Source organism: Hydrogenobacter thermophilus TK-6 (assembly GCF_000010785.1).
In the GTDB taxonomy this organism is placed as follows: Bacteria; Aquificota; Aquificia; order Aquificales; family Aquificaceae; genus Hydrogenobacter; species Hydrogenobacter thermophilus.
The window spans coordinates 603,897-630,007 of record NC_013799.1 but is presented as its reverse complement, the minus strand read 5'-3'; the positions used below and the strand labels follow the sequence as shown (position 1 = coordinate 630,007).

Annotated in this window: 31 protein-coding genes and 2 tRNA genes; 12 read left to right on the top strand and 21 right to left on the bottom strand. The window is 46.3% G+C overall.

The genetic code is table 11. The features are described 5' to 3' along the window. Window positions 1-35: 35 nt before the first annotated feature. Complete coding sequence (wbaP, locus tag HTH_RS03350; protein ID WP_012963310.1) at window positions 36-1,475, bottom strand: undecaprenyl-phosphate galactose phosphotransferase WbaP; 1,440 nt, start codon at window positions 1,473-1,475, stop codon at window positions 36-38. Between the two features lie 29 nt (window positions 1,476-1,504). Between wbaP and HTH_RS03345 the strand changes: the two genes are divergently transcribed. The 4 genes from HTH_RS03345 (at window position 1,505) to HTH_RS03335 (ending at window position 3,109) form a co-directional block, all read left to right on the top strand. Beyond that, window positions 1,505-1,882, top strand: a complete 378-nt coding sequence (locus HTH_RS03345) for a YkvA family protein (protein ID WP_012963309.1) — start codon at window positions 1,505-1,507, stop codon at window positions 1,880-1,882. After that, entirely contained in the window at window positions 1,882-2,859 is a 978-nt protein-coding gene (locus HTH_RS03340; protein WP_012963308.1) for an ABC transporter permease, read from the top strand. The genes HTH_RS03345 and HTH_RS03340 overlap by 1 nt, the downstream gene beginning before the upstream one ends. Window positions 2,860-2,874: 15 nt before the next feature. Then, the gene (locus HTH_RS09890) at window positions 2,875-3,018 is read left to right on the top strand and encodes a hypothetical protein (RefSeq protein ID WP_158298092.1); all 144 of its coding nucleotides are present in this window, start codon (window positions 2,875-2,877) and stop codon (window positions 3,016-3,018) included. Between the two features lie 15 nt (window positions 3,019-3,033). After that, window positions 3,034-3,109: transfer RNA gene (locus tag HTH_RS03335), tRNA-Ala, on the top strand. Here the strand turns inward: HTH_RS03335 and HTH_RS03330 are convergent. From HTH_RS03330 to HTH_RS03275, 12 genes are all read right to left on the bottom strand, one after another. Beyond that, window positions 3,110-3,958, bottom strand: a complete 849-nt coding sequence (locus HTH_RS03330; protein ID WP_012963307.1) for a prephenate dehydrogenase — start codon at window positions 3,956-3,958, stop codon at window positions 3,110-3,112. It lies immediately after the preceding tRNA gene. Continuing rightward, window positions 3,951-5,225 carry a dihydroorotase gene (locus HTH_RS03325; RefSeq protein ID WP_012963306.1) on the bottom strand — a complete coding sequence of 425 codons (1,275 nt, stop codon included), beginning with the start codon at window positions 5,223-5,225 and terminating at the stop codon, window positions 3,951-3,953. The genes HTH_RS03330 and HTH_RS03325 overlap by 8 nt, the downstream gene beginning before the upstream one ends. Beyond that, on the bottom strand, window positions 5,170-6,369 hold the full coding sequence (locus tag HTH_RS03320; RefSeq protein ID WP_012963305.1) for a cation diffusion facilitator family transporter: 1,200 nt from the start codon (window positions 6,367-6,369) through the stop codon (window positions 5,170-5,172). The genes HTH_RS03325 and HTH_RS03320 overlap by 56 nt, the downstream gene beginning before the upstream one ends. Continuing rightward, window positions 6,366-7,307, bottom strand: coding sequence for a TIGR01212 family radical SAM protein (locus HTH_RS03315; RefSeq protein ID WP_012963304.1), 942 nt, complete (start codon window positions 7,305-7,307; stop codon window positions 6,366-6,368). The genes HTH_RS03320 and HTH_RS03315 overlap by 4 nt, the downstream gene beginning before the upstream one ends. Window positions 7,308-7,326: 19 nt before the next feature. Then, window positions 7,327-7,815, bottom strand: a complete 489-nt coding sequence (locus HTH_RS03310; protein WP_012963303.1) for a PulJ/GspJ family protein — start codon at window positions 7,813-7,815, stop codon at window positions 7,327-7,329. Beyond that, window positions 7,799-8,593, bottom strand: a complete 795-nt coding sequence (locus tag HTH_RS03305; RefSeq protein WP_012963302.1) for a general secretion pathway protein GspK — start codon at window positions 8,591-8,593, stop codon at window positions 7,799-7,801. Before HTH_RS03305 ends, HTH_RS03310 begins: the two co-directional genes overlap by 17 nt. Then, the gene (locus tag HTH_RS03300; protein WP_232500463.1) at window positions 8,590-8,904 is read right to left on the bottom strand and encodes a hypothetical protein; all 315 of its coding nucleotides are present in this window, start codon (window positions 8,902-8,904) and stop codon (window positions 8,590-8,592) included. The genes HTH_RS03305 and HTH_RS03300 overlap by 4 nt, the downstream gene beginning before the upstream one ends. A 14-nt stretch (window positions 8,905-8,918) precedes the next feature. Beyond that, window positions 8,919-10,685: a hypothetical protein gene (locus HTH_RS03295; protein ID WP_012963300.1), complete on the bottom strand. Its 1,767-nt coding sequence runs from the start codon at window positions 10,683-10,685 to the stop codon at window positions 8,919-8,921. 60 nt (window positions 10,686-10,745) lie between these two features. Continuing rightward, window positions 10,746-11,747 (bottom strand): hypothetical protein, encoded by a 1,002-nt coding sequence (locus tag HTH_RS03290; RefSeq protein ID WP_012963299.1) that lies wholly within the window; start codon window positions 11,745-11,747, stop codon window positions 10,746-10,748. A gap of 93 nt (window positions 11,748-11,840) precedes the next feature. Beyond that, complete coding sequence (locus tag HTH_RS03285; RefSeq protein WP_012963298.1) at window positions 11,841-13,793, bottom strand: motility associated factor glycosyltransferase family protein; 1,953 nt, start codon at window positions 13,791-13,793, stop codon at window positions 11,841-11,843. 10 nt (window positions 13,794-13,803) lie between these two features. Continuing rightward, window positions 13,804-15,708 carry a motility associated factor glycosyltransferase family protein gene (locus HTH_RS03280; protein WP_012963297.1) on the bottom strand — a complete coding sequence of 635 codons (1,905 nt, stop codon included), beginning with the start codon at window positions 15,706-15,708 and terminating at the stop codon, window positions 13,804-13,806. Then, window positions 15,680-16,006, bottom strand: coding sequence for a type II secretion system protein (locus tag HTH_RS03275; protein WP_012963296.1), 327 nt, complete (start codon window positions 16,004-16,006; stop codon window positions 15,680-15,682). Before HTH_RS03275 ends, HTH_RS03280 begins: the two co-directional genes overlap by 29 nt. 74 nt (window positions 16,007-16,080) lie before the next feature. On the opposite strand from HTH_RS03275, the gene HTH_RS03270 reads away from it, so the two are divergent. Genes HTH_RS03270 through hisA form a run of 3 tightly spaced genes read left to right on the top strand, consistent with a single transcriptional unit; the run spans window position 16,081 to window position 17,681 of the window. Then, window positions 16,081-16,614: an RNA polymerase sigma factor gene (locus tag HTH_RS03270; RefSeq protein ID WP_232500462.1), complete on the top strand. Its 534-nt coding sequence runs from the start codon at window positions 16,081-16,083 to the stop codon at window positions 16,612-16,614. After that, entirely contained in the window at window positions 16,589-16,978 is a 390-nt protein-coding gene (locus tag HTH_RS03265; RefSeq protein ID WP_012963294.1) for a hypothetical protein, read from the top strand. The genes HTH_RS03270 and HTH_RS03265 overlap by 26 nt, the downstream gene beginning before the upstream one ends. Window positions 16,979-16,982: 4 nt before the next feature. Then, window positions 16,983-17,681 carry a 1-(5-phosphoribosyl)-5-[(5-phosphoribosylamino)methylideneamino]imidazole-4-carboxamide isomerase gene (gene hisA / locus HTH_RS03260; protein ID WP_012963293.1) on the top strand — a complete coding sequence of 233 codons (699 nt, stop codon included), beginning with the start codon at window positions 16,983-16,985 and terminating at the stop codon, window positions 17,679-17,681. On the opposite strand, the gene nusB is transcribed toward hisA, so the two are convergent. From nusB to panC, 3 genes are read right to left on the bottom strand one after another with little or no spacing between them, the layout of a single operon-like run. Next, window positions 17,671-18,075 carry a transcription antitermination factor NusB gene (gene nusB, locus HTH_RS03255; RefSeq protein ID WP_012963292.1) on the bottom strand — a complete coding sequence of 135 codons (405 nt, stop codon included), beginning with the start codon at window positions 18,073-18,075 and terminating at the stop codon, window positions 17,671-17,673. The two genes, hisA and nusB, sit on opposite strands and share 11 nt — an antisense overlap. Beyond that, window positions 18,072-18,536, bottom strand: coding sequence for a 6,7-dimethyl-8-ribityllumazine synthase (ribH, locus tag HTH_RS03250; protein WP_012963291.1), 465 nt, complete (start codon window positions 18,534-18,536; stop codon window positions 18,072-18,074). The genes nusB and ribH overlap by 4 nt, the downstream gene beginning before the upstream one ends. Then, window positions 18,523-19,389, bottom strand: a complete 867-nt coding sequence (gene panC, locus HTH_RS03245) for a pantoate--beta-alanine ligase (protein ID WP_012963290.1) — start codon at window positions 19,387-19,389, stop codon at window positions 18,523-18,525. The genes ribH and panC overlap by 14 nt, the downstream gene beginning before the upstream one ends. A gap of 37 nt (window positions 19,390-19,426) precedes the next feature. On the opposite strand from panC, the gene HTH_RS03240 reads away from it, so the two are divergent. From HTH_RS03240 to HTH_RS03230, 3 genes are read left to right on the top strand one after another with little or no spacing between them, the layout of a single operon-like run. Then, window positions 19,427-20,002: a recombination protein O N-terminal domain-containing protein gene (locus tag HTH_RS03240; protein WP_012963289.1), complete on the top strand. Its 576-nt coding sequence runs from the start codon at window positions 19,427-19,429 to the stop codon at window positions 20,000-20,002. Between the two features lie 25 nt (window positions 20,003-20,027). Then, complete coding sequence (locus tag HTH_RS03235; protein ID WP_012963288.1) at window positions 20,028-20,369, top strand: nucleotidyltransferase substrate binding protein; 342 nt, start codon at window positions 20,028-20,030, stop codon at window positions 20,367-20,369. Beyond that, window positions 20,366-20,692 carry a nucleotidyltransferase domain-containing protein gene (locus tag HTH_RS03230; RefSeq protein WP_014462573.1) on the top strand — a complete coding sequence of 109 codons (327 nt, stop codon included), beginning with the start codon at window positions 20,366-20,368 and terminating at the stop codon, window positions 20,690-20,692. The genes HTH_RS03235 and HTH_RS03230 overlap by 4 nt, the downstream gene beginning before the upstream one ends. A gap of 18 nt (window positions 20,693-20,710) precedes the next feature. Here the strand turns inward: HTH_RS03230 and rfaE2 are convergent, their stop codons facing one another. After that, window positions 20,711-21,184, bottom strand: coding sequence for a D-glycero-beta-D-manno-heptose 1-phosphate adenylyltransferase (rfaE2, locus tag HTH_RS03225; protein ID WP_012963286.1), 474 nt, complete (start codon window positions 21,182-21,184; stop codon window positions 20,711-20,713). Next, a complete protein-coding gene (glgA, locus tag HTH_RS03220) occupies window positions 21,174-22,628 on the bottom strand; it encodes a glycogen synthase GlgA (RefSeq protein ID WP_012963285.1) in 1,455 nt (484 codons plus the stop codon). Before glgA ends, rfaE2 begins: the two co-directional genes overlap by 11 nt. Before the next feature lie 82 nt (window positions 22,629-22,710). On the opposite strand from glgA, the gene HTH_RS03215 reads away from it, so the two are divergent. Continuing rightward, a complete protein-coding gene (locus HTH_RS03215) occupies window positions 22,711-23,202 on the top strand; it encodes a DUF29 domain-containing protein (protein WP_012963284.1) in 492 nt (163 codons plus the stop codon). 1 nt (window position 23,203) lies between these two features. Then, complete coding sequence (nadC, locus tag HTH_RS03210; protein ID WP_012963283.1) at window positions 23,204-24,013, top strand: carboxylating nicotinate-nucleotide diphosphorylase; 810 nt, start codon at window positions 23,204-23,206, stop codon at window positions 24,011-24,013. On the opposite strand, the gene HTH_RS03205 is transcribed toward nadC, so the two are convergent. The 3 genes from HTH_RS03205 to ilvN form a co-directional block, all read right to left on the bottom strand. Continuing rightward, a tRNA-Ala gene (locus HTH_RS03205) sits at window positions 24,014-24,085 on the bottom strand. Further along, window positions 24,076-25,542, bottom strand: coding sequence for a leucyl aminopeptidase (locus HTH_RS09665; RefSeq protein ID WP_012963282.1), 1,467 nt, complete (start codon window positions 25,540-25,542; stop codon window positions 24,076-24,078). The genes HTH_RS03205 and HTH_RS09665 overlap by 10 nt, the downstream gene beginning before the upstream one ends. After that, complete coding sequence (ilvN, locus tag HTH_RS03200) at window positions 25,533-26,102, bottom strand: acetolactate synthase small subunit (RefSeq protein WP_012963281.1); 570 nt, start codon at window positions 26,100-26,102, stop codon at window positions 25,533-25,535. Before ilvN ends, HTH_RS09665 begins: the two co-directional genes overlap by 10 nt. Between the last annotated feature and the right edge of the window lie 9 nt (window positions 26,103-26,111).

Sequence of the window (26,111 nt, the reverse complement as noted above, 5' to 3'; positions counted from 1 at the left end):
TAACCTCCAAAGCTAATAATTATAAAGATAATCCCTCAGTAAGCTCCCTTTCCTTTTAAAACTACCCAAAGAGTTTTGGCAAGTATGTATATATCTAACCACAGGGACCAGTTGACTACATAAAAAGTGTCCATTGCAACACGCACATTATAATCCACCTCGCTCCTTCCGCTCACCTGCCAGTAGCCTGTGATGCCTGGCTTTACCATCATATAAACCTGTGCAAACTCTCCATAGTATTTTTCCAGCTCCTCCTGAGTCACAGGTCTGGGACCCACCAAACTCATATCTCCCCTTATGACATTGAATATCTGAGGAAGCTCATCAAGGGAGGTCTTTCTTAAGAACCTTCCCACTCTGGTGATGCGGGGGTCATCTTTGAGTTTTCTATACCTTTCCCACTCCTCCCTCAGGTCTTGTCTCTCTTCAAGAAGCTTGTTTAGCCTTTCCTGTGCATTCTTATGCATGGTTCTAAACTTGTATACCTTTATAAGCCTTCCGCCCTGACCTACCCGCGTGTGAGAGAAAAAGACAGGACCCCCCGTCTCCAGCTTTATGAGAGCAGAAAAGATAAGTGCCAGGAAAAGCACCAAGGGGAGCAAAGTAAAGGAAAGTACTAAATCAAAAGCCCTCTTTATGTGAAGGTTTGGAAAGGTCTTGAGGTTGTCCTTAAAGCTCAGCATAAAAACATCCAGCATATAAACAGGCAGAGGATGAGAGTTTATTAAGCTGAGACCTTTGAGGGGAGGAACCAGGATAAGCTCCTGCACTTTCCCGTGATATCTATAAACAAAGCTGGCAAGCTCCTCCTCTTCAAAGTGGCCGGTGGAAACAACAAGGCAGTCTACAAATCCCTTTTCGGCAAGGGTTTTCAAGCGCCTTAGCTTTTTTACCCTGAAGATTCTCCCATTCAGAATTACGCTCTTTAAAGCATCTTTGTCGCTGAAAAAGCCCAAAAGAGAGTAGCCCATGTAGCCGTCCGCCTCCAGAAAGGAGGCAGCCTTTTTGACCATATCGTCGGTGCCCACCACAGCAAACCTTCTTAGTCCTATACCTCTTTCAAACAGCAGTTTTTTTGAGAGTGGTCTTAGCAGTAAAAGCATCAGTGGCATGTAAAGCCCTAAGATTAAGAGCATGAGCCTTGAAAATTGCTCGGACTTTTTGGTAAGCCCCACCAGAAAGAAGAGGGTGAAAAGACCAAAAAAGGTGGCTTTTACCATTCTTCTTAGCTCTTCAGGAAGGGGAAACCTCTTCTGGTATAACCCTTCGTAGAAATTAAAGAATACAAATATCACAGGTATCCACCACATCTTAAAAAAGTGGGAGAGGGGGAAGTTAAACTCTGCGTACATATAAAGGAGGGGATTTAAAGCCGTGCGCGTAAGGTAAGCTAAAGCAAGGGATGTATAATAAGCCACAAGGTCTGCGGTCAGAAGCGCTATAAGAAGGGTTAGAGCCTGCCATCTTTTGTCCATATCCGAAACTTAATTGTATAATAAGAGTTATGCAGGACAGCAAAAAGGAAAAAATCCTCAAAAAGTACTACAGGGAAGTTAAGATGGAGGACCTAAGAAGGGCGTTTTTTGATAAACTTTCTTCTGTACCCCCTACTATGGAGTATGTGAGGAATCTCATTCTGGATGTAAAGCTGTTTTTTAGGATGCTGAGCGACCCCAACTTTGACCTGAGAGAGGAAACAAGGAGAGATTTTGTGGCGGTTCTCCTCTACTTTATAGAGAGCAGGGATGCCATCCCCGACTGGATACCTATGCTGGGTCTTTGGGATGACTACAAGCTGGCAAGGTATGTCAAACAAAAGCACAGTCAAGAGATAGAGAGATACTTTGCTCAGGTCAGGCACTTTGTTGCCAATTACTTCTGATGTTTACATTCCTTCTTGTAAGACTTGGGCAGGCTGTTATAACCCTTTTGGGTGTTACCTTTCTGTCCTTTTTGATAATAAAAATGGCACCGGGAGATTACTTGGACCAGCTGAGGCTCAATCCCCAGATATCACCAGAAACCATAGAGACTTTAAAAAAGCAGTATGGACTTGACAAACCTGTTATGGTTCAGTATATAAAATGGCTAAAATCTGCGGTGATGTTTGACCTTGGCTATTCCTTTCAGTATCACGCACCTGTGATAAAGCTTATAAAGGAGAGGGTTGGCAACACCCTGCTTTTGACTCTGACTTCTGCGGTGCTTTCATGGTTTTTGGCTGTGCTTTTGGGGCTTTTGGCAGGCTTTAAAGAGGGGACTTTCACAGACAAGCTTATAAAAGCTTACGCTTACACTTTTATGTCCTTCCCCTCCTTCTTCTTGGCTTTTTTGCTCCTGCTTATAGCTTCCAAAACGGGCGCTTTGCCTGTGGGTGGTATGCGGAGTGCTGGCTTTGAGAGTATGACTACCTTTGAAAAGCTGCTTGACATTGCCAAGCACATGGTGGTGCCTGTCCTTACTCTCACCCTGGTATCAACCGCAGGTATGCTCAGACTAGTAAGAAGTAGCGTCATTGAGGTGCTTCACAGTCCTATCACCACCTTTTTGAGGGCAAAGGGAGTTCCTCAGAGGGTCATTGTAAAGCATGTTTTAAAAAATGCCATGAACCCCTTTACCACCCTCATAGGCTACGAGATAGCAGGGCTTTTATCTGGTGCTGCTCTCATAGAGATTATCGTGGGCTGGCCTGGGCTTGGACTTTTGATGCTGGACGCTGTTCTCTCTCAGGACCTCTTTTTGGTAATGGGAGGGCTATACATAGGCACCATAATGCTTCTGCTGGGCAATCTCATTGCAGACATCCTTCTGGCTCTTATAGATCCGCGCATAAGGGAAAGGGAAATAATAGGCAGATGAGGTATATTATATAGTATGAGTATGATAAGCCTGGTAAAGGTGCTAAAGGAGGAATGCCTCCAGATGCTAAAAAAGGAGCGTGCAAAGAGAAGAGAAGGTCTAAGGCTCAGGTTTTATCTGCAGAGTAAGGACTTGCACAGAAGGAGGTTCATAAATTAAAATATACTGCTGGTAGGGGCGGTAGCTCAGTTGGGAGAGCGCCTGCTTGGCGTGTAGGAGGTCGGGGGTTCAAGTCCCCTCCGCTCCACCACTATACTATCCTGTCTCTTAGCTCTTTAGCTTTGCTCAGATACTGGGTGATCTCATAAGCCTTACCGCTGACTATTAGACTCTTTAGGGTATCCAAGGACTCCTGAAAGACTTCTATGGCTTTAACTATGTTCTCGGCGTTTTCCAGGAATATGTCTCTCCACATGATGGGGTCAGAGGAAGCAATGCGCGTAAAGTCCTTAAAGCCACCACCGGGATACTCAAAGAGGTTTACACCATCCTTGCTGAGCCTTGCTATGGCATCTATGAGAGCAAAGGCAACCGCGTGGGGCATGTGGGAGACCGCGCCAAATATGTAATCATGAAGGTAGGGGTCCATCTCCTCCACCAGCGCATCCAGACTCTGCCAGAGGTCTTTTACCATCTTTTTAGCTTGAGGGGAAGTCTTCTCGGTGGGTGTGATGACACACCTTTTGCCTTTAAAGAGGTCTTTTAGGCTGTTTTCTACGCCGGACTTTTCCGTGCCTGCTATGGGATGCCCCCCCACAAAGTTCCCACCCAGATGCTCTTCCATCATATAAACTATGCGCCCCTTTACGCTTCCCAGGTCGGTTATGACACATTTTATGTCAAGCTGTGCCAGAGCCTTTGCTATTTCTTCAAAGGTCCCCACAGGTGTGGCAATTACCACCAGCTGAGGGTCAAAGCGCAGTGTATCTTTTATCTGCGTGCTTCCCCCGTCAATGGTTTTGAGCTCAAGTGCCTTGCTTATAGCACTATGGTTTATGTCTATGCCAAAGATTTGGCACTGAGGATAGCGCTCTTTTAGAGCGAGGGCAAAAGAGCCTCCCATAAAACCCACGCCTACTATACAGACTCTCTCAAACATCCCGGTAGACCACCTTTCCCTCAAATATGGTATAAACCACCTTTCCCCTAAGCTCCCTGTTCCAGAGTGGGGTGTTGCGAGACCTGGAGAGGTTGGTGCTTTCGTTGAGCGTCCAGACCTTTTCAGGGTCAAATATGGTTATGTTGGCTTTTGAGCCTACCTTCAGGGTTGCGCATCCTTCAAGACCTAAGATGCTTGCAGGCTTGCAGGACATAAGGTCTATCATCCGCATGAGGCTTATGTGTCCCTGTCTTACCAGCTCCAGAGCCAAAGGAAGAGCGGTCTGAAGCCCTATCATACCAGCTTTTGCCTTTTCTATCTGACCTTTCTCCCAACCGGCATGGGGTGCGTGGTCCGTTGCTATGCAGTCTATGGTGCCGTCCTTTACAGCCTCCAGAAGAGCCAGCCTGTCCTCTTCTCTCCTCAGAGGTGGGTTTACCTTTGCGTTAGCACCCGACTTTAAAAGCTCCCTTTCGCTAAAAAGAAGGTGGTAGGGGTTTACCTCACATGAGACCCTTGCTCCCTTTTCTTTAAAGTACCTTATCAGCTCCACACTCAGGGCTGAGCTAAGGTGCTGTATGTGTATGGGACTTCCAGTTTTGTAAGAGAGTATGAGGTCTCTGGCTACCAGAATGTCCTCAGCCTCTGCGGGTCTTGATGACACACCGAGGAGACTGCTCACATACCCCTCGTTTATGTGTCCGTAGGCGAGAGAGTCATCCTCGCAGTGGTTCATAACCAAAAGTCCCAGCTGTCCTGCCAGCTCAAGAGCTCTTTGCATGAGCCTTGCATCCATAAGAGGGCTTCCATCGTCAGTTAGGGTAAGACAGCCAGCCTGTTTGAGAGCGTAAAAGTCAGATAGCTCTTTACCTTCTCTGCCTTTGGTGAGAGTGCCAGAAGGAATCACCTGACAGAGTCCTACCCTCCTTGCCTTGTCTATTATGTACTGGGCTACATGGGGGCTGTCTACGGGGGGTTTTGTGTTGGGCATGCACACCACCGTGGTAAAACCGCCAGCCACCGCGCACCTGCTTGCGCTCTCTATGTCCTCCTTGTAGGTCTCTCCCGGGTCCCTCAGATGCGCATGAAGGTCTACAAAAGCCGGACACACCACAAGACCCTTTGCGTCTATTATCTGGGTCTCAAGCTCAAAGAGGTTCTCACCCACTGTCTTTATTCTACCTTTCTCTATGAGGATGTCTCCAACGGTGTCAAGCTTCTGGGAAGGGTCTATTATCCTGCCTCTCTTTATCAGCAGTTTTGACATCCGTAAAATTATAAGCCACCTCAGAAAGAGCCAAGTAGGGATTCTTCTGGTGGGTTTCCCACACAAAACCACCGTACTTGCTTATGACCCACTTGGCTCTGCTACTCTCAGGATGCTGTCCGCATATGATGATGGAAATTCCCATCTCCATGAGAGCTTTTGCCATGTCCTCCTCCCTTTGAGGAAGGTCTTTTATGAGCTTTGGCTTTTCTTTATCTCCAAAAACCATAACCGCCTCAGCTTTTTCAAAACTCTCGCTAACATTCCCCTCATTATCTATAAGCACTCCCAGGCTTGCTTTTGAGCTTTGAGCAGGTTCGTAGTGTATAAATACCATCTCCAGCTCGGGTATTTCCTTCCTGAGACTCTCCTCTATCTTGTCCACCAAGCTGTGTATCCTCAAAAAGTCCCTGCCTGCTACCATCAGCGTAATGTCCGCAAAGAGCTTTCCACCCGAGGACCTCACAAACAGATGCCTTATCTCAAGGACTTCTTCAAAGCTCAGTATAACCTGCCTTATATGGTCAAGAGTTTTCTCATCAACGGAGATATCAAGAAGGACTGAAACCTCCCTCTTTACTATACTCAGCGCCGTATAGGCTATAAGCGCAGACACACCCATGGCAAAGTATCTGTCCACCTGATATCCCATGTAAGAACTCAGAAAGCTCATCAAAACCAGTGAAGAGCCAAAGGTATCCGTCAGCGTATGGTAAGAGTCCGCCACCAGCACGGGAGAATTTAGCCTTTTGCCAGCCCTTCTTTCCAAGAAGGAAAGTGTGAGGGAGCTAAAGAGGGAAAAGAGAACCACACCAATACCCAAAGCCAAATACTCCTCTTTTATGATAACCTCGCGCTGGAAAGCCCTCTGGAGTATCTCATAGGAAGCAATAAAGAGAAATATGGCTATGCTAATAGAGCCTATGTTTTCCAGCTTGTAAAGTCCGTAGGGGAACTTTTGGCTTTTTCTGTCGGAGAATCTCAGAGTAAGATATGCCACCAGAGAGGCAAAGGAGTCGGAAAGGGAGTGAAAGGATTCTCCCAGCATGGAGAGACTGCCAGTAAATACGCCAGCCAGAAGCTTGGCACCAGACTGAAGGAGATTGACGCTCAGAGACACCAAAGCCCAATGCTCTTTTTTCATCTGTTAAAAGGTATTTTAGCACCCTGGTGAGTTTTTCGCCTGATGAGCTCCTCTACTATAGCATTTATCACTTCCTGCTTTTTTGCGTAGGTGCAGTAGTCAGGAGCTATGAGCCTCTCTGGTTCTACCTCACCAGTGAGCCTGTGGACCACCACATGAGGGGGGAGTATCTCCAGCACATCCACCGCTCTTTTGGCGTATTCTTCCAGGCTCAAAACCTCAAACTCACCCCTCAGGTACTGCTCTGCCATCTTGGTGTTTTTTATAACATGCAATGGATGTATTTTCACGCCATCTATGGGAAGGCTGGCAAGGAGCTTACCAGTTTCTAACATATCCTCTTCGTCCTCGTGGGGAAGTCCCAGTATTATGTGAGCGCAGACTTTGAGGTTTCTCCTTTTGGTCCTTAGCACCGCATCCACAAAGTCAGAAACTCCGTGAGCCCTGTTTATGAGCCTCAAGGTTTTAAAGTTGGCGCTCTGAAGGCCGTATTCTACCCACACCTCAAGACCCATGCGCGTGTAGCTCTCCAGAAGCTCCAGCACCCACTCGGGAGCACAATCCGGGCGCGTCCCCACATCTATACCCACCACCTCCTCAAACTCAAGAGCGGTGTCATAAACAGACTTGAGATACTCATACTCTCCGTAGGTGTTGGAGTAAGACTGGTAGTAAACAAAAAAGAGTATGTTTTTGCCGTAGCGCTCCTTCGCTCTTCTTATGCCATCCTCTATCTGGTCTCTCAGTGGGATGTAAGCATCCAAGTGGGCAGGTCTTGTGCCGGAAAAGCAGTAGGTGCATCCACCCCTTGCCTTGGTGCCATCTATGTTGGGACAGGTAAAGGGAAGTGCCACTGTGATCTTTTGCACCCTCCTACCGTAGCGCTCTTTTAGGTAGTCCTTCAGGGAGTAGTATAAAGCTTTCTCAGCTGTGGGCATAGTATAAATAATTTATGCCTCAAAAAGGTTTAAGAAATATGTTGGATGTGGGCACCGCGTTGTAGTTTATGTAAAGCTCAAGCTCATCAGCGCCGTAGGAAATGCTCAGAGCCTTCCCATCAGCCCTCAAGCTCAACTTGAGTCTATAAGGAACGCGCCACTCTCTCTTGAGATAAACCACAGAAGCATCGTAAGGGTTAGATTCCGAGTAGTAAATTTTTTGGTCTTCTAACCTTAGCATCACCATAACATAAGGAGCGCTCATGCCAAAGGTGGTGTAGTACGAAAGCGTGCCATTTTCCAGCCTGAGGTCTCTGCAGCTCATCAGCTGCTTTTGAAGTAGGTAGACAAGGTCGTAAAACTTCCTGCTCTGCTCGTAATCAATAAAGCGCTTTCGTACATCCTGCACAGCTCTGTAGACGCTGCCAAGAGCCAGCACCACAAGAGTGGATATCACCACCGCTATGAGAAGCTCAATAAGAGTAAAACCCTTACTCTTGCCACGCATCCAGCACAGCTCCACCGGAGACTATAAAATCCATCTCATCGTAAGAGGGCTCGTACTTGACCACCTTCACCCTGTAGTAGAGAGGAATGGGGACATAAACAAACCTGAGGGCTATGTAAGACCTTGAGGGACCAAGAAGAGCCTGAAGCCAGTTAAAGTCCACATATCCAGCCACCTTTATCTGCTCCTCCACGGACCTTACCTCACTGTCTGTCAAGCCAAGAGCCAAAAGCACCTCCTTAGGTGCGTAATTTATGTTGGTGAGGGTTGCCACCGGGGTAAGGTACTGCTGGAGCTTGCGGTAAGTTTGCTCATCCATACCTTTCACATAGAGAAGCTCGGTTATGGTGTGGATGTTCTCGTGAGGCGCCGGAGCATCGTAATACTCTGTCCCCCTGCCCAAAAAAGCCATGATGCTCTCGGATAGCTCGTCAGCTCTCTTTTCCTCCATCCCTATATTTTGCATGAGGCTTCTTAGGATCTCCTTGTTGGCGAGGGGTAGGCTAATTTTGGCTTCCTCTGCAGATACGTATATCCTGTACTTGCGGTTGCCTATGTAATAGGGAAGGGGACTTTTTAGCCTCAGAAGGCTGGGGTCTTTGAGAGCGAGGTTTACACCAACAAAAGCCAGAGCCCGAGATTCGTAAAGAAAAGTCCAGTTTTCCACAAAGTGGGAGCTTCTGCTATAGCTGTACCTTAGCTGATAGAGGGTAAAAAACACAAGCCCGGAGATGAGAGTCAAAAGCCAAAGTACATAAATAAATACGCTTCCCCTCATCTGGGGAGTATGAGAAAGTCATAGCCGTTTATGAGATATATACGCTGGATGCCAAAGTCCTGCCAACACGCGTAGTAGTTAAAACTCTTGTACTCCATAAGGTTGCAGTTTTTACCGTCCACATTTTTACTCTCCAAGACCTTTGCCGAGCCCTGCACCTGAGCTGTGAAGATCTCCTGAACCTGCGCCACCGTCTGCAGGTCTCTCTCCTGCTTTTTCATAACGTAGAGCCGTTTTGCTATGAGGGAAAGGCTCTGCTGAATAAAGGCTATAGCCAGTACTGCTATGGTAAAAGCTATAACCACCTCCACCAACGTAAAGCCCCTCACCACTGAATGGCGGTGCGCCCAGGCATTGTTTCTATAGCCCATCTCCACTGACCTTTTATGAAGACCCAGTAGTTCCTAACATCTTTGTCGGTTATCTGCCTCTTGTTTTCTGGGACAGGCACTGTGCCTATGACGGGTGGAAGCGTGTAGGTATAAGTGCAGTAAGATACGGCTATGTTGGTGTCTCCTACCACTTTACCCCTGCACTTGTAGTCCTTAAAGGTGATCTTCAAAACCTCCGCGTTGCGCTTGAAAGCCTCAATTGGATACTGCCTTTGACCTACTGGGTCAAAGAAAGAGTAGACGCAGTCAAGGTCGTTTTTGATCTGGCACTCGGAAAACTTCTTGAGAGCCTCCTCCAGCTTTTCCTGCTTTTCCCTCCTGCTGGGGAGCTTGTAAGGGTTGCTCAGAGCCTCAGCCTTTATGTCCCTTGCCCTCAAAAACCAGACGTTCTTCTTGTCATCTCTCACCAGGTAGTAAACCCTAAAGATGCCATCACCTAAGTAAAGGGTCTTGCTCATGAAAGAGGTCTCCACCCAAGGTTCTTCCAAAGGTCCAAAAGCTCTTGTTTTGCCATCCTTCACATAGACAGCCCAGAGCTGAGGAATCAGGTATCTGGAGTCCCTAAAGACCTCCAAAGCGCCTTCATCGGAGGTGGCAACTGAAGAAAAAAGCTGAGCGTAGAGGTAGTCGTTGGCTTTGTCTTCTACAGCCTTTTTGAGGTCCTCGCCGTTCCACGAATAGACAAGGTTTATACGCTTGCTGAGCTGTTCTCCATCTGCTTTGTAAACATCCTCACCCTTGGGAGGAAGGTTTACCGAAAAGAAGAGAGGTTTATCTCCCTTAAGGACCGCCGGCTGAATGTAGGTGTATACCCTCTGGTAGTCTTTTTCCAGCTTTGCCACGGGCTTTTCAAAGGGGTCTTTGAAAGCCAAAAAGGTGAGCTTGTAAGTCCCATAAACATCTGCGGGGTTGTTTTTTGGAAGCCTCCAAGCAAATATATAAAGCTCACCATTACCCTTTTCCACATAAGGCGTGTACTGGTAGCCTTCTTCAAACTTAAAGAGAACCACCTCGGCGTTGTCTTTGAGTCTCCTTGCCCTTATTTCCTTGTCAGTGGTGTAGATGACGCTAAAGCCGTTTTTGGGGTCATAGTAGGGAAGATACACATCAAGATTTGAGGCTATGTTGGCTGGTCTTATAATGGTCTCCGGTGGAAAGGTTTTGCCACCATCGTTAGAGAGAGCGTAAGCAACACCGTAGCCGTTGCTCTCGTCGGACCACACCAAAAGCACATTACCCTTCCCATCGGTTTCTATCATAGGCTTTCCAATGGACTCGTTGGTGGAAGAAACCAGCGTGTAGCTGGGGTTTTTACCATCCATGTCCGTTTTTATGAGTATCACCTTTTTGGTCCTTGGCTCTCCCAGGTAGCGCACCCACTGGGCAACATAAAGAGTGTTGCCATCTATCTTGTAGTCTAAGTAAGCAAAAACCCCACCCTTGAACTTCTCCACCAGCGGAGCGTTGAGCACCGTGTCCTTGCCATCTTTGTAGTAGTGAACCTTCCCGTCAGCACCGTAATACAAAAAGGCGTAAGAGGACTTGGAGTTTAGCTCCTTTATAGGCACAAGATGCTCAAAGGGTATGTCAAAAGGCACATTCAGCTCTTTAAAATCCCGTGTTTTTATTACATAGTTTTCCCTTTTGGCACAGGAGAAGACAAAAGTTACCAGCAATAAAAACAAAAATAGCCTTTTCATTCATAAACCTCAGGTGTTTTTAAAGGGAGGCAAAAGCCTCCCAAAAAAGGTTCAAAGCTATTACTCTGTGGTGTAAGGCATAGGATGCAGAGGCGTTACTGCATAGCCGTATGCAGGATTGGACTCTACCTTGAAGACTATGACATTTGGAGCTGTATTAACACCAGGAATAGTTGCAAGCGCTGTTACCACATTCGTTGCATCGTTTACAAGATGGAACCATCCACCGGCTTGAGCAAATATGGTGCCCGTCTGGCAGTTGAGGTTAGAAATAAACCCAGCGGTAGGAGCGCTTGAAGGTGCACAAACAGGCCAGAGCGTTACACAGTAATCAAAAAGACCTATACCATCACTGAAGGTCTGCTCACTCCTGTTCCACCAGTTATTATTGACTTTATTAAGCGCTATGGGTACATTGTAAGGCACGCCGAATACATTATCAGCTGTACTTACACCCACCGCGTAAACCATAGGGTTGGCATCTGCTGGTGCAAATGTCATAAACTTGGTGGTCTGAAGTGTAGTCAAGCCGGTATTAGAAAGATTAACTGCGTTGGCCGCACCGAGATGGTTCAGGTCAATGGACCTTTGAGCATACAAGAAACGGAGCCCGGCGTTGAAAGATATGGTGTCCACAGCAAGCTCCGCTGCACCTGCAGAAACATTTCCAGCAGCATCTTCCGTAGCAACTGCCATAAAACCGAAGTAAGTATTAGCACCTGCCACTGGTGCGTAAGTGCCACCTATGGTATCACCGTATATAGTTGGGGGTGTGTTGGTAGTGCCGTCAATGAAGAAAGAGGTAAGGTCGTTTGTAGATGTTGGTACAAAACCGTCTGCATGAAGGCACTGACCATAACTGACAGCTGGCTTTATGTTGTAAGCTATATGAAGGGTATTGGTAGAGAGTTGTGTGTCAGTTGCATAGCTCACTATGGTCTGCCAGCCGTTGCCTACGGCTATAAAAGGCACCATTACTGCCTTTGCCTGCACTGCCTTTTGAGCCCCAAAGAGGGCTAAACTTGCTAAGGTTGCTGCTGCGAGCTTTTTGTCAGCTCTCATGGTTTCCACCTCCTTTAAGTTTTAAGTTGCTTTAAGTATATCAGATGTTTTTTTGCTTGTCAAGGGGTTTATAGTTTTTTCATCCTGCTTTCATCATGTGAGTGTTTTTGAAACCAGAAAAGGTTCAATCAGCGCTCTGGTTTTTTCAAGAGCTTCCAGCAGGTAGCTTTTGATGATGCTTTGGCATTCCTCCTGATGCTTGTCCTCCTGATGGGAGAGAAAGAGGTAAAGGTGCTCCACCTGCATAAAACCTCCCCTGAGGATTTTAAAGAGCATCCCTGTTTTGCTCTGGCTATAGAGCCAGCCGTAGAGGAAGTTAAGAGAGTCCACAAGCTCACCTCTGGCTGGCAAGTTGGCGGAAAAAAGCCTCCCCACTAGCGCTTCAAACTCCTGCATATCCTCCAGAAAGTCCTCAAGCCTGTGCCTTATGTAGTCCTCCCTTGCGTATTTTCTGGAAAAGTCCTGCTTTATGAGCTTGATGGCTTCTGACTTTTTGAATTGGCTCAGGACTATCTCCTCTATCCTCGCCGGAATGGTCCCCTCTATCTTGGCTCCGTCGGAGGTGTTGAAAACCTCAGCATCCTTGTATAACTTCAGAAGGTCCTGTATCATGGACCTTGCCCACAGAAGCATGCTGTTGGTGTATACTTTGCCTCCAAAGTTGCCATCCAGCTCATGCTCCTGCGCCTCCACCTCCTTATAAAACTCAGTGCCCTTTTTTAGAGCCACATTGCCCCTGGCGTGGTGCCTCCTTGGGTCCTTGTATCCCATATCCGCTCCAAAAAGATAAACTCTCCTAAAGCCCATGTGAAGAGCAAGAGAGAGACCTGCGTTGACCACTGTGGGGTTAGAGTAGCCTACTGGTGGGTAGTCTGTGGGAAACAGAGAGCCTCCTGTATCGTTGGGCTTTACAAACATGAGACTCTCTTTGAAAAGCTCAGAGACCTGTGGATACATGGGGTTGTTGAAGATGATGGTAAGCTCTTTCAGGTAGTCTCTGCTGGCGCTCAAAAGGAGTGCGTCGTAGGTGAATTTGGTTCTTTCTATCTCCACATGGAAGTCTGGCTTTATGCCCTCTTCATACAGCGTGCCTATGGAGCTTCCGCAGGAGAAGATGACGGCTCTGTCTTGGTTTTTTTTGATAAAGTCAATGGCATACTCAAGGGAGGGACCTGCGCCTATGACAAAGGCTGTGCTGTCAGAGGGGACTTTTTTCTTGCCCTGATAGAGGGGAAGCTCTCTCTTTATGTTCTCCAGCGTGTACTCCAAAGACCACAGCTCGTCCTGCACAAAGCCCCATCCCATGACAAGCTCGTTTATGCGCTCGGAGAAGTGCCTTCCCACCTGCTCGTAGAAGGGTCCAAAGAGGTGTATGAATATGGGGGTAAAGTAAAGCATGGGGGTATTAAGAGCGTTGCCTAAGGCGTAAACCATATGCTTGGATAGCTCTGCTGGGTCATCTCCTACAAAGAGCAGAAAGACTCTTGCGTTTTCTGAATAGTGGCGCAGGATAAACTCCCAGTCTGCTGTGTAGAGGCTGGTTTTGAAAACCTCGGGGTCTTTCTCCACCACTAGGAGGTATCTTATGTCGTAAGCCTTTGTCAGAAGCTCTAAATGGTAGCCAAAGCCAAGCCCCACGCTTAGCAAAGCTCCCAGCTTCTGACCTTCTTTTAACTCTCCCTCCACCACCTTCTTTAGCTTCTCGGGGTCGGGTTTTTGTCCAAAGAGCTCCACCATCTTCTCTTTGTATATGTCGTCTATGTGTCCCCTTCCACTGCTCACCGAAGGAATGACAAAAAGGTTCTCTCTCTGCTTTTTGAAGTTTTCAAACTGCATCTGTGCCACAAGGCGGGGGTCCATGTTGTAGACTCTCCGCCCTTCCATCATAAGGTCTATCTGCCCGTTGTCGCCTATGTATATACCGCAGGGGATTTTTCCCTTCCGGTTTACTAGGTCCATAAGGTGAGGTGCGTAGCGCTGTATTGCCTGCAGGTTTCTGTCTTTTCGCTTTCTCATGAGGTTTATGAGCACTTGCTTGTCTATCATGACAAGTATTTTACACTTTTCTAATGAGTTTTATACACTCGTGCAGAAAGTCTATGTAGAGCTTGAGGGCTGTTTTGCCAGCCTCAAGTGCTTGATCTTGCTCCATCCTGCAAATTCCAGAGAGAAGAGCGTAAGAGAAGTTATAAAAGGGTGGGCGAAACATGTAGATGAAGGGAGAGCCGTAAAACCTGTACTGGTAAAGACCTGCTTCGGACACAAAAGAGAAAAAGTCCTCGGGTTTTGAGATGCTCTTAGCCCTTTCCCTTACAAAATTCACATACTCCTCCGCATGGGATATCAGCAGTGAGAGCTTTCTCTCAAGGTTTAAAGCTTTCAGGTAATCCCTGGAAAAGTCCTGCTTTATGAGCTTGATGGCTTCTGACTTTTTGAATTGGCTCAGGACTATCTCCTCTATCCTCGCCGGAATGGTCCCCTCTATCTTGGCTCCGTCGGAGGTGTTGAAAACCTCAGCATCCTTGTATAACTTCAGAAGGTCCTGTATCATGGACCTTGCCCACAGAAGCATGCTGTTGGTGTATACTTTGCCTCCAAAGTTGCCATCCAGCTCATGCTCCTGCGCCTCCACCTCCTTATAAAACTCAGTGCCCTTTTTTAGAGCCACATTGCCCCTGGCGTGGTGCCTCCTTGGGTCCTTGTATCCCATATCCGCTCCAAAAAGATAAACTCTCCTAAAGCCCATGTGAAGAGCAAGAGAGAGACCTGCGTTGACCACTGTGGGGTTAGAGTAGCCTACTGGTGGGTAGTCTGTGGGAAACAGAGAGCCTCCCGTATCGTTGGGCTTTACAAACATGAGGCTCTCTTTGAAAAGCTCAGAGACCTGTGGATACATGGGGTTGTTGAAGATGATGGTAAGCTCTTTCAGGTAGTCTCTGCTGGCGCTCAAAAGGAGTGCGTCGTAGGTGAATTTGGTTCTTTCTATCTCCACATGGAAGTCTGGCTTTATGCCCTCTTCATACAGCGTGCCTATGGAGCTTCCGCAGGAGAAGATGACGGCTCTGTCTTGGTTTTTTTTGATAAAGTCAATGGCATACTCAAGGGAGGGACCTGCGCCTATGACAAAGGCTGTGCTGTCAGAGGGGACTTTTTTCTTGCCCTGATAGAGGGGAAGCTCTCTCTTTATGTTCTCCAGCGTGTACTCCAAAGACCACAGCTCGTCCTGAAAGTAGCCAAAGCCTGCGATGGGGGACTTGTTAGAAGCCCAGAACTTCTTGGCGCCCTCTATAAGCACCGGGTCGTTTCTGTGGATGTATATGTGAAAGCTGGTCAAAAGGGTGGGGTTGTAGTAGGTGGTAAGATGGTCAAGCAGTCCCACAGCCAAAAGGTCAGGGTCTTTGTGAAGGTAAAAGCTGATGATTTTCTCTTTGCCGTTGTATACGCTCAGGAGCTTTTCCCAGTCAAGCGTGTATAGGGTGGGTTTTATAAGCTCCACATCTGTTTCCACCAGTATCAGCTGTTTTATATCGTAGTGCTCTGTAAGAAGCTCTATGTGAAAGCCAAGACCCACCCCAAAGGCTATAACGGTACCTACAGTTTTTCTCTGTTTGCACCTGTCTGCGCTTCTTGCAGGAGCGAGGAGTTTTGTCAGCTCATGCGATAGCTTACCGTCCACTGTATCTTCCGGAAACCAGAACACATAAAAGGGTGGGCTAAACTCGTTGGGGGTTTTAAGGTACTCTTCAAACTGCCTTCTGGTGTTGAGGCGAGCATCCCCACCGTAGAGAGAAACCCCGTTCACCAGAAGGTCCCACCTGCCAAGGTGGTAAATGGCCTGAGCTTTTACCTCACCTTTTAGGTTCATAAACTGATAAAAGTGGGGTGAGACCTTCTTAAGGTACTCTAAGTTTTTGGTCCTTCTGGCTTCTATCTCAGAGGTCAAAAACTGTGTAATAAACATCCTCTCCTCCTTTTCCAAAGTAGCACCTGCGGAGCTCTCCGCTTGGGTATATTCTACACCTTCCTCTGTAGGGTAGGTCTATCTTTTCTCCCTCAGAAGAGACTATCTTTTTACCATCACCGTAAAGCTCTATCACCTTACCTTCCTTCATGGCTATGCTCAGGTTTTTGAGTATAAAAGCCTTTAGCATGTCCCTCTCCCCAAACAGACTTCTTTGCAAAACGGGTAATACCACCAGGGTGAGCATGCCCATTATGGTTATCACTATGATGAGCTCCAGCAGGGTAAAGCCTCTCATGTGCAAAATTATAACTGAACTTGTCCATGCGGGGTATACACATACATTATGGAAGGGGTCTTAAAATACTCCCTATGAGGGACGAGGAACTTATTAAAGAGATAGCAAAGGGAAACGAGAAGGCGCTTAAGGAGCTTATGAACCTTTACAGAAGCAGACTCTTTTTCTACGCTTACGGAATTTTGCAAAATTACGAAGATGCGGAGGAGGCTGTATCCGAGACCTTCTATCAGGTGTGGAGAAGTGCCAAGAGCTTTAGAGGAGGTGCAAAGGTGAGCACATGGCTCTTTGGCATAACCAGAAATGTGAGCAGAAACATGCTGAGGAAGAGAATCAGGGAACCAAAAACGCTGGAGATTATGGAGCAGGATGCGCTACTTGATGACACTCATCTGGAAGATGAGGACATCCAGCTTATAAAAGAGGCTCTTGAGAGGCTCTCGCCCGCTCACAGAGAAGTTTTACACCTTGCCTTTTATGAGGATTTTTCCTACGAGGAGATAGCCAACGTTCTGGGTGTGCCTTTGGGGACTGTAAAGACGAGGGTCTTTCATGCCAAGAGGAAGCTTTTGGAGGTTATAAATGAGGAGCTTAAAAAGAGCCTTTGATGAGCTATACAGAGGCAAGGAGCCTTCTGATGCCATAGACTACCTTACCCTTTTGAAGATAGAAAGGCACAGAAGGAGAAGGCTGATAAAGCTTCTGGCTCTGGAGTCTCTGGGCTTTTTGGCGCTCACCTTTCTTATGGCATACGAGTTTTTAAAGCCTCAGGAGTATGCCACCATGGGCTTTGAGGGTGTTCAGGTAAGAGTTATAAAAGATGTGAGCCTTTTGGACCTTTCAAGGGATCTTCGGCTATTTGGCTTGAAGATGGAGGGTCCTTACGAGGGGGACATTTTCCTCATAAAGGGTGATGAGAAAAAGATAAGGGAGCTTTTGAAAAAGAGGGAAGAGCTCAAAGAGGTAAAATAGTTCTATGGAGCTAAAGTCCTTTATCATACCCGCCATAGACCTAAAAGAGGGCAGAGTAGTGAGGCTTATGAGGGGGGACTTTGGAAAGCTCAAAGACTACGGGCTAAAGCCTGAGGATGTGGCAAAGGCTTTTGATGATGCTGGTTTTAAGAGGCTTCATGTGGTGGACCTGGAGGGTAGCCTGGAGGGAAGGCTCAAAAACCTTGAAAGCATAAGAAAGATAAGAAAAGCCTTCTCCGGACAGGTGCAGGTGGGGGGTGGCGTCAGGAGTTTGGAGGTTTGCAGGGGTCTTTTTCAGGAGGGTATAGACCTTTTTGTGGTGGGGACTGTTGCCATAAAGGAGCCGGAAGTTTTTAAAGCTATGGTGGAGGAGTTTCCCCAAAGGGTTATCCTCTCTGTGGATGCAAGAGCCGGCAAGGTGGCTGTGGGTGGGTGGAAGGAGGAGACGAGCCTCAGCCCTCAGGAGTTGGCTCTAAGGTACGAACCCCTCCCCATATGGGGATACCTTTACACCAACATAGAGAGAGATGGGAGCCTTGAGGGAGTAGATACAAGCATCTATGAGAGCTTTAAAAGGCTTGTTAAAAAACCTCTTATTGCTTCGGGGGGAGTTTCAAGCCTTGAGGATGTCAAAAGGCTCTACGGTGTGGTGGATGGTGTTGTGGTGGGGAAGGCTATTTATGAGGGAAGGATCAAGATTTAGGTGCTGCTCTTCCCAGCACTCCATTTACAAACTTGGCTGGCTCTTTGCCTGCGTACTTGAGGGTGAGCTTTACATAGTCCATGATAACGGGTTTTAGTTTTTTTACGCCTACGAAAAGTATCTCCGCAAGAGCTACGCGTAGTATGTTTCTCTCTATGTATCCCATCCTGTCTATGTCCCACTCCTGACTGAGTTCTGATATGAGGCTGTCTATCTCACTTGCCTTCTGCATGTATGTTCTTACCAGTTTTCTTATGTATCTTCTTCTCTCGGAATGTTTTATAAGGTTGGACTTTATGTACTCTTCCGTTATGTCTTCCAGTTTGTCTGCCTTTATGTCCCACTGGTAGAGTATCAAAAAGGCATCCTTTCTTGCCTTTTGCTTGTATATCATCTAAGGCTTCTTAGGAGGTTTACCATCTCTATGGCGGAAAGTGCTGCCTCCCAGCCTTTGTTTCCCTGCTTGGTCCCTGCTCTCTCTATAGCCTGCTCCAGTGAGTCCGCTGTGATGATGCCAAAGGATACAGGTTTTCCTGTCTCCAGGCTCACCGTAGCCAGACCCTTTGATACCTCGCTGGCTATGTATTCAAAGTGAGGTGTATCTCCTCTTATAAGCACGCCAAGGGCTATAATGGCATCCACCTGCTCTTTCAGAGCCATATTCTTGACTATCAGGGGTATCTCCCAAGAGCCTGGCACCCTTGCTATGTGTATGTTTTCCTCCGAGCCACCATGCCTCAGTATGCAGTCTATAGCACCCTCTACCAGCCTATCCACCAGAAGGTGGTTAAACCTGCTGGCAACTATGCCAAAGTTTATGCCTTCCGCCTTCAAAAGTCCTTCATACCTCTTCATAACTGAGCCTCCAGTTGTCTATGAGTCTTGTATCACCTATCCACACTGCTACCAGCACCCTGTCTCCTTCGGAGACTTCCTCCTTTATGTTAAAGTCCTCATCCACTATCTCCACATAGTCTATGCGCTTCACATGTGGGTGCCTGCTTATGTAGTCTCTTACGGCTTCTTTTATATCTTGTGCTTTTGTATTGCCAGCTCTGAAAAGCTTTTGGGCTATCAAAAAGGATCTGTATATGGATAAGGCGGACTCCCTCTCTTGCTCTTTAAGATAGGTGTTTCTTGAGCTGAGAGCCAAACCGTCCTTGTCCCTTACTGTGGGGACTGGCACTATCTCCACAGGATAAGAAAGGTCGTTTACCAATCTTTGTATGAGCTTTAGCTGTTGAAAGTCCTTTTCTCCAAAGTAGGCTCTGTCTGGCTGAATGATGTTAAAGAGCTTTAGAACTATCAGGGCAACACCGCTAAAGTGGTTAGGTCTAAAGGCTCCTTCCAGCACATGGCTTATGCCTTCCACATGAATCTTGGTTTTTGGGACTTGTGGATAGACCTCCTCGTCGGTGGGGGCAAAAACCACATCCACACCTGCCTCTTGGCACATGGCAAGGTCCCTCTCCAAGTCTCTTGGATACTTCTGGTAATCCTCACCCTCTCCAAACTGAAGGGGGTTTACATATATGCTAACCACAGTAATATCGTTTTGGAGTTTGCACTTTTTTATGAGCTCCATGTGTCCTTCGTGCAAGTAGCCCATGGTAGGCACAAAGCCTACGCTGAGGTTGTTTCCTCCGCTACTTCTTAAACTCTTCAGGTAGCTCTTCACATCCTTGACTTTTCTAAACAAGGTAGGCATCTTTATATCTCCTTTGAAGGGAGTAAATTATATCACAATGTCTTTTAAAGGCAAGGTTATAGTGCTTAGGCGCCTTGTGGTGGGAGATGAGGACCTTCTGGTTAAGGTTTACGGTTGGGGAGGACTGATGAACATGCTGGTTAAAGATGGTGCTCTTACGAGTAGCAGATATGTAAGCATCTTTGAGCCTTTCAATGTGCTGGAGCTATCCTACAGACAGGTGGGTGAAATTATCCTCCCTCTTGATGTGAGCAAGGTAAGATACCTATCTTACTTGGCTCTTGAGAGCTACGAAAGGTATATGTGGATGTGCCATCTTGGTAATTTCTTCTTAAGGTGGGTAAGGTACTACGACCAGCAGCTGTTTGACCTTTTCCTGCTTTACCTTTCCGCAAAGGTAAGAAATACGAAGGTGTTTCTCATAAGGTTCAAGCTGGAGGTGCTAAAGGCTATGGGGCTTTATAAGGAGGAGCTGTTTGAAGAGGATTTAAGAAGAGCAGTAAGGGACATAAAGAGGGGAAGCAGGCTATTTTTGGAGAGGATGAGGCTAAACCAACAGTTAGCAGAGAAGATAGAGAGAGCTATAGAAGATCAACTTAAAGAGTCCCTGTAGGAGTATAATTAAAAGGACTTAAGCGATGAATGAAGAGCTTCGCTGGCAACAAAGATTTGAGAATTACAAAAAGGCTTTTATTCAGTTTCAGACTGCTGTAAGACAGTATAAAGAGAGGGGTTTAAATGATTTGGAAAAACAGGGCTTAATTCAAACCTTTGAATATACCTTTGAGCTTGCATGGAATCTGTTGAGAGATTATTTTATCTATCAGGGGATACCAGAGATTAGAGGTTCAAGAGATGCTATTAGATTGGGTTTAAAATACGGAATAATTGAAAACGGTGAAATTTGGTTTCAGATGATTAGTGCCAGAAATTTAACCGTCCATACCTATAATGAGAAGATAATTGAAGAACTCTTATGAGTATGGAAATGGAAGTAAGGGAATTGGGATTGTCAAAGGAGACCATAGAAAAGTTGATAGATACTTTTAGAAAGGAAGCTAAAATAGAGAAAGCCATTCTTTATGGTTCTCGTGCAAAAGGTAATTTTACAAAAGGTTCAGATATAGATATTACAATCGTAGCACCAGAAATGACTTTTCCCGAGTATTTACATTTACTTTCTAAGATAGATGAATTGGATATCCCTCAAAAAATTGATTTAACCAAGTATGAGCTTCTGGATGAGAACATAAAAGCCCATATAAAGAGAGTAGGCAAGGAGATATATATTAGAAAGCAATGAAAAATCTGATTTTCTAACTCAGCATCTGTAAGCATTTATTATCCTCTCTATTATGGCGCTGGTGGAGATGTTAAACTCAAAACTTATTCTTTCAACCTTTCCACCGTAAGATAAGACCATGTCTGCACCTACTATATCTTTTAAATCCCAGTCTGAGCCTTTTACCAGCACATCAGGTTTTATAAGCTCTATGAGTCTTTCTGGAGTATCCTCTTCAAAGATCACCACATAATCAACTCCTTTTAGGCTATCCAGCAGATAAGCTCTCATCTCCTGCGGCATTATAGGTCTTTTTTCTCCCTTTATCCTTCTCACAGAAGCGTCCGAGTTTAAGCCTACCACCAAAATATCCCCCAGCTCTCTGGCTTTTTTTAGGTAATAAGCGTGTCCGGCGTGAAGTATGTCAAAGCATCCGTTGGTAAAAACTACCCTTTTGCCCTTTTCTCTCTCCTCTTTCAGCACCCTCAGAAGCTCTTCCAGCTCAATTATCATACCTTCTTAAAAGTATAGCTGATGAGTAAATGCCTTCGTACTCTCTGGCGCTCTTTTGCCATGAGAAGTCCATAGACATGCATCTTTTTATTAGCTCAGACCACCTTTTGGAAGCATCGCACTTTTCCATCTGATAGTATACAGCCGCTTTTAGCATGGCATGCAAAAGCTCTTCTGGTTTATACTCTTCAAAGACAAAGCCTGTGCCTTCTTCGGGGTTTTCTGCTATGTCAATGACGGTATCCTTTAGCCCTCCCACCTTTCTAACCACAGGCACTGTGCCGTACCTCATGGCTATCATCTGGGATATACCGCACGGTTCAAAGAGAGAAGGCATAAGAAATATATCGCTACCTGCGTAAATTTTGTGAGCCAGCTCCTCGTTGTACTCTATCCTGACCCTCACGCTTTTGGGATACTTTTTCATAAACTCTATGAGCATGTTCTGATACACCTCTTCGCCAGAGCCCAAAAAGACAAACTCAAAGCCCAGAGCTACCGCTTCATCTATTACGCCCTTTATGATGTCAAAGCCCTTTTGGGATGTGAGCCTTGAAACCATACCCACTAAAGGCATGTCCTCCCTGTTGCCAAGACCAAAGACTTCCTTTAGGTGCTTTTTGTTTTGCTGCTTTCCCTTTTTGAAGTTCCTTATGCTATAGTACGCCTTTATGTATCTGTCCTTTTCGGGATCCCAGATGTCGTAATCTATGCCGTTGAGCACGCCAAAAAAGTATTTTTTCTCCCTTATTACACCCTCAAGACCGTAGGCATACTGCTTTAGTTCCTCCGCATAAGAGGGGCTTACTGTTGTAAGAACATCGCAGAAGTTTATGCCAGCCTTCAGAAAGTTTATCTTTCCGTAAAATTCAATGCCTCCAAAAGGATGAAATACCTCCCACGGAAGACTTAAGTTAGGTAGAAATCTGCTATCAAATATACCCTGGTGCATACCGTTGTGTATGGTAAGTACAAAAGCTACCCTGTTTAAATCCTGATAGTAGAGGTGCTTGTAAAGACCTACCATAGCGGTATGCCAGTCGTGAGCGTGTATTACATCAGGAGCTATTCCTGTTTGCCTTATTACCTCAAGACCAGCCAAACTGAAAAATCCAAACCTCAAAGCGTTGTCCTCATAGTCTCCCTTAGGGGGTGCATAAACATGATCCCTTCTGTAGTAGGGTGGATAATCCACAAATAAGTATTTAACACCTTCGTATGTATCTTCGTAAAGGCTAAAACTCTTCCACTCGTGATCCAGATAAACTCTGAGACCGTCAGCCACCTTTTTCAGGTCAGCTCTTACTCTCTTGTGAAGTGGCATTATTACACTTACGCCGTGTCCCATCTTTACAAGGGTTTTTGAGAGGGAATGCACCACATCCCCCAACCCACCCACCTTGATGTAGGGTGCGCTCTCAACTGCTATCATAACCACTTTCATAATGACCCCACTTTTTGAAATAAAATTATAACAAAACCATATACGCTTGCCTGAGGTTCAAAAAAGCCATACATTTTACACCATGAGAACGCTTAGCAAGGAAGAGCTAAAAAGACTTTACGACGAGGACTTCCCCCTGTGGGCTGAGATAAATCTGCAGCTTCTTAAAGAGAAAGCTTACGACCTTGTGGATTGGGAGAATCTCTTAGAGGAGATAGAGGATATGGCAAATAGACATCTTGATGCTTGTATAAGCCAGCTTGCAAGAATTTTGGAGCATCTCTACAAATGGGACAACTTCAGGAACTTGGCAGGAGGAGAGTGCGCGGGAAAGGATTGGATTAAGAGTATAAGAGAGGCAAGGGATGAAATTAAAGCCATGTTTAAGGAATATCCGAGTTTGAAAAATAAGCTTCCTCTAGAACTTGAAAGAGCATGGATTAGAGCGCAAGTTAAGCTCAGAAAGTGGCTGCTGAAAAACGACTACGAGCCTGATGAGTTTAACATCCCAGAAAAATGCCCATACACTTACGAGGAAGCTATAAACAGAGATTTAAAGAAGGAGCTAAAATAGCATGGAGGAAGCTATAAGAGAGTTTCTGAGGGAGGACATAGGACACGGCGATATTACCACAGAGGGTATTTTTAGGGGTGAGAGGGTAAAGGCGGTTTTGATAGCCAAAGAGGGGGGATGTCTTGCGGGTATGCCCTTTGCAACAAAGGTGTTTGAAATTTTAGGAGGTGTGCAGACTTTTAGCACAAAGAAGGATGGCGAGACTTTTGAGGCTGGTGAAAGGCTTCTTATCCTTGAGGGGTCTGCGGAAAGCATTTTGAAGGGTGAGAGATTGGCTCTTAATATACTTCAAAGCCTTAGCGGTATTGCCACTTTGACGCGCACTGTGGTGGAAAAGCTCAAAGGCACCGGCATTGAGCTTCTTGATACAAGAAAGACTACGCCGGGTTTTAGGTACTTTGAAAAGTATGCGGTGAGGGTGGGGGGTGGCAAAAACCATCGTTTTGGTCTTTACGATATGGTGCTGATAAAGGACAATCATAAGAGGGTGGCTGGGGGCATAAAAGAGGCTGTAAAGAGGGTAAAGCAGGTTCTGGGACCGGCATACAAAATAGAGGTGGAAGTAGAGAGCATAGAGGAGCTTTATGAGGCTCTGGAGTGTGAAGTAGATATGGTTATGCTGGACAACTTTACCCCAGATGATGTGAAAAGAGCTGTGGAGATTATAAAAGGAAAAGTTAAGGTGGAGGTTTCTGGCAACATAACACCCGAAAACATAAAGGAGTATGCTATTGAAGGTGTAAATTACATCTCCTGCGGTTTTATAACTCACTCCGCCAGATGGATAGATATGAGCCTTAGGGTGCTTTAGTGGAGACGAGGGGATTTGAACCCCCGACCTCCTGCTTGCGATGCAGGCGCTCTCCCGCTGAGCTACGTCCCCTTATCAAGGCTTAAAATATACTCAAGGCAAGTCCTTACACCAAAGCCGGTGGCACCCTTGGAATAGTAGCCAAACTCCTCCTTAAAGTATGCAGGACCCGCTATGTCAAGATGCACCCACTTGATGCCCTCACCTACAAACTCTTCAAGGAACATGGCTGCAGTTATGGCACCTCCGTACCTTCCCGCCGTGTTTACTATGTCCGCATCCGACTTTTTGAGCTTTTCCCTGAGCTTTTTGTCATCCATGGGAAGCTTCCAAAGCCTCTCCCCAGTTTCTCTGGACATCTCCAAAAGCCTATCGCCAAAGTTATCGTCGTTGGTGAAAAGTCCAGCTGTGTATTCACCCAGAGCCACTATGCAAGCACCCGTGAGCGTTGCCATGTCTATTATGTGTGATGGTTTTAAACTGGATGCATACCAGAGAGCGTCTGCCAGCGTTATCCTTCCCTCTGCGTCCGTGTTGTCCACCTCTATGGTCTTACCGCTCATGGTCTTTATGATGTCATCGGGTCTGTAGGCGCTTCCGCTGGGCATGTTTTCCGCCGCGCCGATGATACCGTGGACCTCTATCTGAGGCTTTAGCTCCGCAAGAGCTTTCATGATACCCAGCACCGCGCAGGCACCTGACTTGTCCATCTTCATGGTTCTCATATAATCGCCTGTCTTTATGTTGAGTCCACCACTGTCAAAGGTAAGCCCTTTGCCTACTATGGCTATTCTGTCCTTTGGCTCTCCCTGTGGTCTGTAAGTAAGATGTATAAACCTGGGGGGGGTTGCGGAACCCTTGCCCACACTCCAAAGAGCGTGCATACCCATCTCCTGAATCTGCTTCTCATCGTAAACCTTACACTCAAGACCATACTCTCTGGCAAGATTTTGAGCTATCTCTGCTAGAGTAATAGGATTTATCACATTCCCCGGCTCGTTGACCAGGTCCCTTGCATAATTCTGCGCTTGCGCAAGGACCCTACCTACCTTTATACCTTCCTCGTATCCCCTGTAAATGCTCACCCTCTCTACGCTAAAAGACTCCTCCTCCTTTTTGCTTTTGTACTTATCAAAGCTGTAGTGTCCGAGAATTAAGCCCTCAGTTATGGCTTTACTTTTCTTGTAATCTATAATTTCTCCGGCGTATATGTGTGCAAAAGGCACTTTATCCTTCTTGAGCCTTTTTATGAGTATAGCTGATGCTCTCCTGTAGTCGTCAAAGCTTGCCTTATCCTTCTTGCCAAGACCTACCACATAAAAGGTTCTGACGGCATCATCCTCCAGCAGAGGAACTTTTATCAGCGTATCTTCCTTCCCTTTAAAGTTTTCAGCGGATAGCACCTTATTTAGCTTCTCAGCAAAGGCATCCGCATACTTAAGGTTGCTAAAGTCCTCCTCAAACACAAAGATGGCTAAGGGTGTATCCTTTATCTCTTGGTAGGATTTTTCGTAAGAGCTCACTTCCATAGCTGCTCCTCCTCTGTGCTTGCCATCTCTCTTTTTAAAGCTACTTTACCAGTCCTTGCCATTTCCATTATGCCAAAAGGCTTTACCAGTTCTATAAACGCATTTATCTTGTCTTCCGTACCAGTTATCTCAACTGTGTAGGTGCTTTGCGACACATCCACTATCTTTCCCCTGAATATCTCTGTAAGCCTCAAAACCTCATCCCTGGCTCTGGGTGTAGCGGTGTGAACCTTTATGAGTGCCAGCTCCCTCTCTATATGGGGTATGTCGGTAAGGTCTCTCACCTTTATTGTGTCTATGAGCTTTCTGAGCTGTTTTACCACCTGGTCTATTACCACATCATCACCTATCACCTCTATGGTCATACGAGAAAGACCCTTCTCGTGAGTTTCTCCTACAGAGAGCCCCTCTATGTTGTATCCTTTACCGGCTATTAGTGTGGCTATCCTTGCAAGAACTCCCAGCTCGTTTCTCACCAGCAGGGTTATTATGTGCTTCCTAACACGCCCCTTTTTTATCTCCCTCAAAGCGGGTGCCTTTACAGCTGTTATATCGCTCATTTTAAACCT